Origin of the sequence: Janthinobacterium paucivorans, assembly GCF_051380805.1 — a bacterium.
GTDB lineage: Bacteria > Pseudomonadota > Gammaproteobacteria > Burkholderiales > Burkholderiaceae_D > Janthinobacterium > Janthinobacterium lividum_D.
On sequence record NZ_JBNYXR010000028.1, the window covers coordinates 1 to 11,443 of the forward strand.

The 11,443-nt window shown below is 54.0% G+C and carries 10 protein-coding genes and 1 pseudogene; 5 read left to right on the top strand and 6 right to left on the bottom strand.

The features are described 5' to 3' along the window. Together ACQ4V8_RS21575 and ACQ4V8_RS21580 are read right to left on the bottom strand one after the other, a co-directional pair. A partial coding sequence (locus ACQ4V8_RS21575) for a replication endonuclease (protein ID WP_436572168.1) occupies positions 1-1,671 on the bottom strand: 1,671 nt, incomplete at its 3' end. Then, positions 1,671-1,943, bottom strand: coding sequence for a hypothetical protein (locus ACQ4V8_RS21580; protein ID WP_436572169.1), 273 nt, complete (start codon positions 1,941-1,943; stop codon positions 1,671-1,673). The genes ACQ4V8_RS21575 and ACQ4V8_RS21580, both read right to left, overlap by 1 nt. On the opposite strand from ACQ4V8_RS21580, the gene ACQ4V8_RS21585 reads away from it, so the two are divergent. Then, a complete protein-coding gene (locus ACQ4V8_RS21585) occupies positions 1,944-2,306 on the top strand; it encodes a hypothetical protein (protein WP_436571786.1) in 363 nt (120 codons plus the stop codon). 86 nt (positions 2,307-2,392) lie between these two features. Here ACQ4V8_RS21585 and ACQ4V8_RS21590 read toward each other — a convergent pair whose 3' ends face one another. Together ACQ4V8_RS21590 and ACQ4V8_RS21595 are read right to left on the bottom strand one after the other, a co-directional pair. Further along, complete coding sequence (locus ACQ4V8_RS21590) at positions 2,393-2,650, bottom strand: hypothetical protein (protein WP_436572170.1); 258 nt, start codon at positions 2,648-2,650, stop codon at positions 2,393-2,395. Positions 2,651-2,948: 298 nt separating this feature from the next. After that, complete coding sequence (locus ACQ4V8_RS21595) at positions 2,949-3,158, bottom strand: hypothetical protein (protein ID WP_436572171.1); 210 nt, start codon at positions 3,156-3,158, stop codon at positions 2,949-2,951. A gap of 236 nt (positions 3,159-3,394) precedes the next feature. On the opposite strand from ACQ4V8_RS21595, the gene ACQ4V8_RS21600 reads away from it, so the two are divergent. The 4 genes and pseudogenes from ACQ4V8_RS21600 to ACQ4V8_RS21615 all read left to right on the top strand — a co-directional run bounded on the left by ACQ4V8_RS21600 (position 3,395) and on the right by ACQ4V8_RS21615 (position 8,083). Next, positions 3,395-3,709: a hypothetical protein gene (locus ACQ4V8_RS21600; RefSeq protein ID WP_436572172.1), complete on the top strand. Its 315-nt coding sequence runs from the start codon at positions 3,395-3,397 to the stop codon at positions 3,707-3,709. A gap of 319 nt (positions 3,710-4,028) precedes the next feature. After that, positions 4,029-4,238 (top strand): annotated as a pseudogene (locus tag ACQ4V8_RS21605) (transposase domain-containing protein); the annotation flags it as partial. A gap of 495 nt (positions 4,239-4,733) precedes the next feature. Next, on the top strand, positions 4,734-6,452 hold the full coding sequence (locus ACQ4V8_RS21610) for an ATP-dependent nuclease (protein WP_436572173.1): 1,719 nt from the start codon (positions 4,734-4,736) through the stop codon (positions 6,450-6,452). A gap of 2 nt (positions 6,453-6,454) precedes the next feature. Then, a complete protein-coding gene (locus tag ACQ4V8_RS21615; RefSeq protein WP_436572176.1) occupies positions 6,455-8,083 on the top strand; it encodes a UvrD-helicase domain-containing protein in 1,629 nt (542 codons plus the stop codon). 161 nt (positions 8,084-8,244) lie between these two features. Here ACQ4V8_RS21615 and ACQ4V8_RS21620 read toward each other — a convergent pair. Together ACQ4V8_RS21620 and ACQ4V8_RS21625 are read right to left on the bottom strand one after the other, a co-directional pair. After that, positions 8,245-9,227, bottom strand: a protein-coding gene (locus tag ACQ4V8_RS21620) for an IS5 family transposase (protein ID WP_436572174.1) whose coding sequence is annotated in 2 segments (ribosomal slippage) — positions 8,245-8,675 and positions 8,675-9,227 — 984 coding nt in all. Because the reading frame shifts where the segments join, the coding sequence is not laid out codon by codon here. A gap of 112 nt (positions 9,228-9,339) precedes the next feature. Continuing rightward, the gene (locus ACQ4V8_RS21625; RefSeq protein WP_436572175.1) at positions 9,340-10,467 is read right to left on the bottom strand and encodes a hypothetical protein; all 1,128 of its coding nucleotides are present in this window, start codon (positions 10,465-10,467) and stop codon (positions 9,340-9,342) included. Between the last annotated feature and the right edge of the window lie 976 nt (positions 10,468-11,443).

Consider the following 11,443-nt stretch of genomic DNA (forward strand, 5'->3'; position numbering starts at 1 on the left):
GTTTGCGAAGTACTCAAAATCGTGGTGTGGCTCGACCTGGGACGGCCACGGCGCGTCATCTTCCCAGCGATGGCCAGCGGCTGGCGTACAGTTATTGACAGGACTCCAAGGACGGCACACGGCAACGTCAAAAGCCACCCCCGAGCGCCGCCACGTATAGCGGGTCGATACGTAGTTCACGTTAGGCATACTCTTGCAGTGCATCCCTGTCGGGCAATCCCTGTCCTGCATGCCGTAGCGGCCCGCCACGACGCGCAATTCGGTAGTGACGGCTATCCGGTAGTGACGACCCACGTTGACGCCGCCTTGCGCCCGGATATAGGCCGCCCAGCTGCATTTCTGCTGTCCGGCTATCTCGCCCGTTTCCTCGTCCACCAAATCGACACGGTTGCAGGACAACCACGCCGCACGAACGTGTTCAGGCGCGTCAACGATCTCTGCCTCATCCACGCGGCGTAACTCGCGGTAGCCGGTAACAGGTGGCTGGCCGAAGGCCTGAAACTGGCGGATACCCCACACGCCCGCCCAGGCATCAACGCGCATTTCCTTGGTGATAATGTCGCGCCCGTTCTTGTCTTCCTTTATTTCGCCGTCGCCGATGTTCTTGCCGATGTACTTCATCATGTAGGCGGCGGCGCTACCCTCGTTCGGGTCCATTTCGGTAAAGGTGACGCGGCGCTCTTGCGCGCCCGGCTCGCTTCCGTCTTCCAGTAGCGCGTAGTGGCACAGGTTTTTCTTGAACGGCTCTATGTCATCCTTCGGCATGAACACGACCATGTGCCAGTGCGTGCAGCCGTCGTGATGCGGCTCAGCGACGCGAAAGCCATACGGCGACAGGCCTTCATGCCCGTTCTTGGTGCGCGTCAACGCCCACACTTCACGCAGGTATTGCTGGGTCTCGCGTGGCGTGGCGCCGTTGTATCGGGGGTTTGGTGTATCGGTCTTTTCCAGCACGGCATGGTAGGCAGATGGCGCTGTCAGCGTGACGAACAGGCCGACGTGGCCCATTTCAACGGCTATTTCGTCCACGCCGTCCATGCGCAGCATCAGTTCGCCCCGGCGTAGCACCGGGTTCGATGTGCTTTTCGCGGCCAGCTCGTCCAAGGCGAATTTCTGGCCCGTTTCGACGTTTTCCAACGTGGTGTTTTCCAGCACCTTTTGATTGCGGCGGCGCTGACCTACCCGGCTTTTCGCTGTCTCGTCGCTGACGTATTTTCCCTTGCGGCTCGACACGAAGCCCAGCCGCATTGCGGCATGCTCCCTGGCGCGGCCATGCACCGTGCGCAGGTTGCGGCGCCACCAGACGGCATCCATGTAGCGCAGCACGGCCTGGCGATCGTCCTTGATCTTCGACGGCTCCATGTCATACATGCGAACAACCAGCTCTACAGACTGGCGCATGGCGGCAGCTTCGTGTACTTCCAGGGCGACGTTCATGCATTCGGACGCGCACCGTTCAGCCAGCATGCATAGCTGGGCTTCGGTGCTATCCAACGGCAGCGGGCAGGCCGTTACCTCGTCCAGCATGGCCGACAGGCGCTTGTAACCCTCAGGCATGACGCCCATTGCGCCAGCTTGCGCCGCATTCAATTCGCGGTAGGCAGGAATACCCCAGCGCAGGGGCAAGCCCTTTACGCTACGGATACCGTTTTCTTGCTGGATGGTCGGCATCAGTGCAGTACCGTTGTGGTGCGCGTCGTCACGTCGCTGTCGTTCATGCACGACTCAGCCACGGAAAGGTGCGTCATCATCGAGCGCAACGCAGCAGTGATGCGGGCGCGCTCGATTCGGGTGAAGGCCGTCAATTCGTCATTGGCGCGGGCGTCTGGCATATCAGCGAAGGCCAGCACGAGGCGGCGCACCGGATGCGGCAACAGCAGCCATATCGTTATGCGGGCCTCTTTCCGGCTGTTTTTTTGCGCAGTAGCGAAGGCAGTTTTCATATGGCAACACCTGCTACACTGGATGCTTTTTTGCCAAGGGTAAATATGGACGAAGAAATCCACATCAAAAAAACCGGCCCAAGTGGCTGGGAAAGTCCTGAAAATGTTGAAAGAATCATCTCAGTTCTTCCCAGTATGTTGTCTGGATTGCTTGCCCAATCGCAAGAAACGAACAAGGCAAATACCGAGGCCGCGAATGTGATGCATCGCCGTTTGGTCATACTGACGAGCATTATTTGCGTCGGTTTCGTCGGCACTGCTGGCTATGCTGCCTACACTGGCAACTTCGACGTGGCTGAGAAGCTGCTCATTCCCCTTATCAGCTTTGCAGGGGGCTTTGGCTTGGCATCGCGCACAAAGTAACTTCATCATCAACGGGTCTTGTTCTAACACTTGCGTCATCGCCACGAAGACGAAGGCCCGGCTAATCAAATCGCTATTTGCCATGATTAACGTTTCCTCAGCAGTTGTGTGCGAATCAGGTGCGCGATGACGGTGCTTTGCTTTTTGCCCTTCGATGTGAGCCAGGTCATGAACTCAGCGTGAAGCGCTTCCGGTAACTGGACAGTCATGGGCACAATTCCATTACGCGCCATGTAGGCGCGCTGGCGGGCGGAAGGGTCGGCATGGATGGCCGGACGCCCCCGCTTTTTCGTCACCATTGGCGGTTTGATGCCGGGCAGTTCCGGCTGGTCGGCTTGGCGCATACTCAAAACTCCGTCGTGAGACTGCCATCAGGCAGGCGGAACATCACATCGAATTTGACGTGGCAGGCACTAGCTGACCGCAAAGCCTCATGGAATGTGCCGAACCTTGCGTGGTCCCAAACGTCTTCATCCTCCGTTCCGGGATTCTGGACGACTACCCAGCACCGCGACTCATGCTTTGCGGTCTCACGCTCCTCACGTAATTTTTTCTGCTCATCGCGATCTTCGCGGGTTAAATGGCGCACTACGCGCGCCGCTGGCGGAAACATATCTATGGTCTTGCTGTCGTCGGCCGTTCTCATGCCGGCATCGCCGCATTCAGGGCTTCCAGTGCGGAAATGGCATCTGCCAGCATTTCAGCGCTCCTCGCGCGCCAAACAGCCGTCCAATGTGCCGAATGCTCGCACCGCGATTTCAACTCCTCTACCCGATCCTCAAGCGCAATGCGTGCGGCGAACGCTTGACCAAAGGAAAACGTGACTGTTTTGTAATTTTGTGTAACTGACATGCGGCCTCCTCAGGCTGGTTTCGTTCCTCAGGCGATAGTGTCGGGCGGCCCGGACAGTGCCGGAATGCCTGAGGAGGGACGGAAATTCCGCCCGACAAGACGCAGAATACGTCAACGAACTGATACGTGTCAACGATAGATTACGTGTCGAGGTGTCGCCATTGCACTATCGGCGACAGTCAACTATCCTTGACGTATCCCCGCTGTACTGCGGGCTAGCCCTGAGGAGAGCTACTTTGAACACTTTGGAATATCTGCGCGCCGTGAAGGTGCGCCTTGGCATTGAGTCCGATTACGCCCTGGCTACTCGCCTCGGTATCACCCGTAGCGCCGTCAGTAAGCTCCAGCTTGGCAAGGGTGTTTTCGGGGATGATGTGGCGTTGACCGTCGCGCAAATTTTGGACGTACACCCGCTGGTCGTGATTGCCCAAGCGAACGCCGAACGTGCAAATACACCGGAAGTGCGCGCCCGCTGGATGGATGTTGTTCAGGGTTTTCTCACACTGTTGCCACACGCTAAAACGGCCCGGAGACTTGCGCTCCCCCGGTAGCAACAGATTATTTTTTAGCCATGAATGACGTTGTATTTATATTATGTAAAATAGCCGGTGGGGAGTGGGATGCTTTATCTGGTATTTCAAGTGTTCTAGCAGTACGCCGACATCATTCTGGGGTGTTTTGCGACATCATCATGGTACGTTTGCGAAATCGTCCGAAAAGGTACAACTAGATGTCGTGCGGTTTCTCAGCTTTGTCGCGAAGATACGAAAATCACTAAATTTGTTCTCACCCCGATCTGCGCGCAGTTTAATCGTAAGCGTCGTCCCACCGCCGTCTACCCTTTAGCATCGCACGATGCCATGATTGAATTTGGGACGGCGTAATTACCTGTTCGCCGGCGCGGACAGTGGTGGCGAACGGGCTGTGGCGATCTACTCGCTGATCGGCACCGCCAAGCTCAATGGTGTCGACCCCGAAGCCTGGCTGCACCATGTGTTGACCAACATCGCCGACCATCCGGTCAACCGGGTTGACGCCTTCCTGCACTGGAACTGCGCCGCGCAGCTCCCCTCTGCTTAACAACACGCCGCCTCCCAATGGTGTGAGGCCATCATCTTCTAATTCATTACCGGGTTCAAGACGGCGCTGGCTTTACGCTTACCGTCGGCCGCAGACAGCGCCCCTAAAAAGTACGAAATGAAAAAAACCGGCTCATCGGCTGGCTCTTTTCCTATTATTTATCTGCGTCCAAGCTTGAGTCTGCGAAGCTGTCAGGGTAAATCGAGGTCCTTCAATACCCTGTTCAAATCAAACATTCCATCACATTGAAATATGTCACATTGTGATCATGTGAGATTTCGCGTATTTTCCAGATGAGCAAGATGCTATCCTCTTGGCCAACGGCCCGAGTTCCGCCAAAAGCGGTCATTCCAAGTGAGGTCGACGTTCTACCAGAAACGATTCATTAGCCAAGGCCTATGACTTGAAACTAAAAGGAAATTCAGGATACCTATCGCTATCTGGGCTTCCAACTTAATACGGCATGCCTCCTCCTCCTTTTCCCTTGCTTTACTCATGAAAATTGACTACGTCGAACTGAAACAATACCGAAACTTCTCTGATGCCCACATCAATTTTGCCAAAAATAGCTTGGTGATTGGGAGCAACGATGTCGGAAAAACGAACATGATCCATGCGCTGAGACTCCTGTTGGACAAGAGCTTGTCGGATGCGGATATCGAGCCGTCGAAACGCGATTTCTATTGCGCTAATGATGGCACGCAGGCAGACACCTTTTCGATACGTATTGCATTCTCCGAAGTGACTCAGGACGCTGTGCTTTCCCAGCTTAAAGGCTTCGTTAGTGCCACCGGTCACTTTTTTCTTGAGTTCCACGCCAATCGCGCGGACCTCAGCTACACAATCAACGCTGGTCATGACGTCACGGTTTTGGAGGAGATTCCAAGTCGCTACTATTTGAAGTACCTTCATCTGAAGTATATCCACTCCCAACGTGACCTGTTGCGATATATCCGCTCGGAAAAGCGGCACCTGTTGCGTCTTGCCCAAGAGTGTCGCGACGAGTCGCAGGTGGATGCGGATGCAAAGCAATTGCATGCGCTTAGTCAGCTCTTGGAGTCTATAAACGTTGGAGTGAAGAAATTACACTATGTCGCTGAAGCAACCAATGACCTCAATAAGGAACTGAAGGCCCTATCCCACCATCATGCTGGGTACAACGTATCGCTGGACACCGGTTCGATCGATATGCAGCAATTCATCGAACAGTTGGAGCTGGGAGCAAGCAGCAATGGTTCGCCAGTGATGCTAGGTGGCGACGGCCGAAACAACCAGATTCTTTTAGCCTTGTGGAAGGTTAAGAGCGTGCTGGAATATGATCAGGATAGCGAGGTGGTAATCTATTGCATCGAAGAGCCGGAGGCACACTTACATCCCCATCAGCAGCGTAAACTCGCAAGCTATCTTATAAGCGAGCTGCCAGGCCAGACTATTGTTACCTCACATTCCCCACAGATCGCAGCTAGTTATCGCCCCGACTCGGTCGTCCGCTTACTGCGCAACAACGGAGCTACTCGTGCGGCGAGCCAAGGGTGTTCCCATTGCATCGACAGTACTTGGACAGGGCTTAGCTACAGGATGAGTATCCTGCCAGCGGAAGCGTTTTTCGCTTCTGCGGTTATGCTAGTTGAGGGGCCGTCGGAAATGTTGTTCTACGCTGCACTAGCCCGCGCTCATAGTTTCGATCTCGACCAATGCAACGTATCGCTGTTGTCTGTCGATGGCGTGTCATTCAAGGTTTACTGCCGGGTACTGGACGCGCTGGAAATTCCCTGGTCTATGCGAACTGATAACGACGTCTCCGACATTCTGATCGGTCAGCAGGGGGCACAAGAAACATGGCGCCAAGTCGCAGGCATCAACCGTGCCCTATCACTGGCAGGCCTGCCTTTGGAGCTGCATCGCCCATTACCATACGATCAAAAAGCCTCGCTTGTTGATGGAACTTGGCAAAAGGTGAGTACAGATGTCGGCTCTAAGGGGATATTTCTTTCGCAGATTGATCTGGAGCATGACATTGCTATCGAACTTCAAGCGTTGCTCAATGAATTCAAAGGCTATACAGTGCTTGAGGCTATCGCCTACTTACAAGGGAAAAAAGCCATCCGCATGCAGCAATTTATTGAGCACTGCGGACCTGCGCTGAAAGCACCGCTCGATGGGCATCTGTTAAAGCCGTTGCTGTATTCTATAAACGCTGCAGCTAAAGCTTGATTATGGTTAACTTTGTCCCCAGTGTGCAGCAGGATCAAGCCATTCAATGTCTGAGCAACATGGTGATCGTTGCCAGTCCCGGCAGTGGAAAAACTAGCGTCCTGTCACGAAAAATCCGGAACTTGATACCGGGACTGCATCCCCATCAAGGCATCATCGCCATTTCCTTCACGAACAAAGCGAGCGACGAGTTAGAGCGCCGATGCAAAGAAAGTGCTTTCGACGTCAAAAATTCGTTCTTCGGCACGATCGATGAATTTTGCCTTCGCGAAATCGTTTTTCCTTTTGCGCGGCAGTTGATGCTGGTTGCCACTCAAGTTAAGACGGCCAAGCTTAGCGAGCTGCCGGTTCAATTGACGAGCAGTCTGCCGATAAAACCGATACAACAAGCGACTGTTGCAGACATAGCCGATTTCCTACCGTTCTTGCAGGGAGCGCTAGCACAGGGTTATGTCCCGCTAGAAGCTGTAGGCATGCTCGCTAGCCACGTATTCATTGAGTCTCTCGCCTGTCGAAAATACCTTGTGGCGCGATATCGGGCCGTGTTTATCGACGAATATCAGGACAGCGGATATTTCCAACACGAACTCTTCCTGAATCTCAGGACATTAGGCCTAAGCGCCGTTGCGGTGGGTGACGGTGATCAGTCTATTTATGCTTTCGCACACAAGGATACGAGATATCTTTTACAGCTTACCGTGCCAGGCAGCGGCTTTGCGCAGTTTGCAATCACAACTAATTTCCGCAGCCATCCGTCCGTCAACGACTACGCACAGCGCCTACTCAATCCGAATCACGCTGTCAATCCAACGAACGACTTTAGGGTGTTCTTGAAAACAAGCAGTGGCGATCAGCGTGCGATTGGCACTTGGTTGACAACCGCAATTCCTCATCTGATGAACCACTTCGGAGTGGACTTGGCAAGCAGAGTCGCCATCTTTTGCCGGCATCAGCATTCTGCCCGGTTGATTGCGGATCACCTGAAGGTTAACTACTATTTAGTCGAGGATAGTCCTTTCGAGACGACACCGTCGACCGAATCAAGTCATTTCACGGATCTGCTGAGGTTGCGCTATGACTCGCAGTTAACCGTAGAGCCGCTGATTGAGCGGGTTGGGCGACTTAAGCTGAGTCGAGTAGAGCGACGCGAACTCCGGCGAGTACTTTTGCGGTGTCGGACGTGCGCAGCCACAGACCTAGTTGCGTCCGTGCTTGATGCGACCTCTCTCATTACTGGCCAAACGGTCTCGTCTATCGGGGAAGCTGAGCTTAAATCCGTGTGCGATGATGCAAGCAAGCTTCGCTGGTTTCACTGTCCAAGCCGCGATGCTGTTCAGATCATGACGCTGCACAAAGCCAAAGGGCTGGAATTCGACCTTGTCTTCCATGCCGATCTTTATGATCATGTCATTCCAACACGCCTCTATCCTCCAGGAACGTTTGGTCATGTCATTTTTGAGAACGAAACGCAATGCCTAAACTTACATTATGTTGGCATCACCCGGGCGATTAAGGCGTGCGTGCTGATGACTTCAACCGTTCGCATCAATCGACAGGGGCAGAGCAAGACTGGTGCGCCATCTCAGTTCATCGGCAGGAACGGGATAAGCGCGATACCAATTACCTGGTAGCGTAAGTGATTGAGGAGAGTTAACAGGTCAGGCTGTGAATGCTAGGGAAGCGCTGATCAATTCGGTTTTCTGACGAGGCTGGCGCGCCAAATGCCCGACCGGCGAGCCGTTCAAGCCCGTTTTTCGTTCAATTTAACGTGATGCTGCGCGTCTTTCTGCAATCAAGACGGACTACGGGATTCGGTGATCGTAAAGCGCCGTCCAGCCAGCACCAGATTGGCAAAGGCGAACAAGGTAAAAAGCTGTGCAGTGTTCTTGGTCAAGCCGCGATAGCGCGTCTTACGATGACGGAACAGGTTCTTGATGACATGAAACGGATGCTCGACTTTCGCCCGCACGCTGGCCTTCAGATGCTCGAGCTTTTCCGTCAGGCGCCCCAGTTTATTGTTGGGCAGCGCCTTGCGTTTGGAGCGCTTCATGGCCACGTGCCATGTCACCGACTTGCCGATGTTTTCGGGTCGTTTTTCCACGCCCTGGTAGCCGGCGTCGCCTAGCGCGGCGCTCTCGTCGCCGTGCAGCAGCGCGTGCGCCTGCGTCACGTCGGCAACATTGCCGGCCGTGCCGATGACGGTATGCACCAGGCCAGACGCGCGTCCACGCCGACGTGGGCCTTCATGCCAAAGTGCCAGTCATTGCCCTTTTTCGACTGGTGCATCTCCGGATCACGCTTGCCTTCCTTGTTTTTGGTGGACGGCGGCGCGGCGATCAGCGTGGCGTCGACGATGGTGCCTTCGCGCATCATCAGACCCTTCTCGGCCAAGTGCCCGTTAATAGTGTCGAAAATCTGGCGCGTCAGCGCGTTGGCTTCCAGCAGGTGGCGGAATTTCAGCAAGGTCGTCGCGTCCGGCGCCGACTCGCGGCCCAGATCAATGCCGACAAAGGCGCGAATCGATTGGCTGTCGTAGATTGCGTCTTCGATGCCTTCGTCAGACAATCCAAAGCATTGCTGGGCCACATACATGCGCAGCATGCGCGCCAATCCAATCGGTGGCCGGCCAGCACCCTCGACCTTCGGATAGAACGGCTCGATCAGCTTGTGCAGCTTACCCCACGGCGTCACGCTGTCGATTTCGGCCAGGAAGCGGTCGCGCCGCGTTAGTTTCTTCTTGGCGGCGTATTCGAGGTCGGAGAAGCTCTTTTGCATGGTCGATGGCGGACGGTGGCGATACAGATATTGTCTCAGGTCGGACAGCCGTAGGGAACGGTACCAGATGAATAAATCAGTGCCTCCCTAAGAAAAGTAACGTTACTCCCAATCAATCAAACTTGGGTTCGTCACCATATGACAGCACCAAGAGTATCGGAATACCTTGAGGCACGGCTAATCCCGGTTCACCAGCTTCCCTAGGGCCTCCGGCCATACCGCCAGAGGAACTATTTTGCCAAACTGCGCTGATTCCGCTGTTGGTGAAACTAAAATTGGGAATGCCGGTCGCTAAAAGGTCCCTCGTCTGCTGTTCTGCAATCATCGGTAAAATTGAACAAAACGCATTAACCACCTGCGTTCTCGTCAGTTTTTTCGAACCAAAAGTGTAGTCTGGCAAGCCTGCAAATCTCAGCATTTCCGCCACAAACAATGACCAATGGGACGAGCCAGGCACTGGTCGATTGTCGAACGGTCGTCCGCACTGACCTTTGACAAAGTCCACCAGGGTCTGGGCAAAATCGTTAGGGCAATCAGCGCCACGCTCAACATCAGCCTTAATGGGCACTGGCCCATTTGCCCAAACACTATTTCCCGGCCACTTGTTCGACGATATCTGAGAATGCGAGAGAGTGGCATTTACCGCGCATGTTGCTGGTTGGGTTGTGTCACTGAGCTCAAATGGCTGACCTTGCAGTACAGTGAGATATTGTGCTGTCGTCGGCCAAGCCGGTGGAGAATCCTTATCCCTGAAGTTCCAAGCAGTACCAGCCCCAGCCCCCGGTGGCGATGCAGAGAGCCGCTTCACTCCTTCAAAAGGTTCCCACTCCTGATAGAGCTTCAGCTGTGTTGAATCGCCCTCATCTGTGAGCGGCTCGGTAAATGGCCCCGCTTTATGCTTCGCCTGCAGTAGCAGTGCTTTTCCGTATGCTGGATCCAGCGAACCGGCTGGCACATGCATACGAACCAGCATCAAATCAGCGAGCTCGCACCCTCGTTTTGCGCCTATCTCCCTCACGGTTGGAGTCTGATGAGTGAAGATGCCTCTGACGATAATGTCTGAACCAGGAGCGGCTCTCGCTCTTAGGATACTTTGCAGCACGGGCCACATTGAGTCAGCCAAGAAAGCGTGTACTAAAGCCGGCTCGTCAGGTTTCTTACCATCAGCTTGCGCCAAAGCCCACGCATAGGCGTGCGTACGAGAGATGTAGTCGCGAATTTCATCGGTCAATGTCAACATCAGTAGCTGCTATCTTTTCGGTATTTGAATTTAGTGACACCGCAGTTCGTTGAAGAATGCCAATCGCCTGGCTATTGCATCGGTCGAGCTCTCTGCAGTCCTGTACAGTGTGCAAGAGTAGCAGACAGTTCTGCTCTAAAATGCGTACATTCTCACCAACGCATTGTGTTATTCAATCGCCTGAACCAGGATGTGGATAGAACTTCCAAGGCATGTCGACACATTTTCGACTGCTCCGAACGCTTTACAAGCATCTGCAATTGCTTGGGTTGCGACACCGCTTTGCTAGCCCACGTGAAGGCCGAAGAACGGTGCGCGCAGGCCCAATTCTTCGGCCGTTCATTCCTAATTAGTTTAGAAGACCGTACGCAGGAATTTCAATATCGCTTCGGCCGCAGGTTCCAGGGGAGTGTCAGAATCACCCAGCGACGTCTCGACGCGCCGCTTCACGCCCTGATCGGGCACCCCACCTGTCTTGTTGGCAGAGGATCGGAGTGATCGACGTGGCATTGCTAGGCATAATTCGACTCTAGCACCTTCGTGACCAGATTCCCATACGAGAGATTGACCTCCGACTCGGGATCTCACGCAACACCGTTCGACGCTATTTGCGCTACGCATCATCATCATCGTTATCGTCACGGAATGAGTCCTCATCATGATCATCACGGAGTGAGTGTTCATCGTGATAGTTAGCGTAACTCGCTCTTGGGTCTTTCTCTGTGAGTCTTAAAGGATCAACTTGCTGTCGCTTCGGCGAAATGTCGACAAAGATCAACTTGCCGTCGAGCGACAGAAAAAAATCAACTTGTTGTCGGCTAGTCGCGACAGCAAATTGGATCACATAGCAACATGCTCAAAGGTAAGCGTAAAGCCAGCGCCGTCTTTACCTCGACTACTCCTGCCAGCATGATTTGAGGTTGAGACACAAATCGATTGTGTCCACAAACTCGATTATGGACACAATAATTCAACC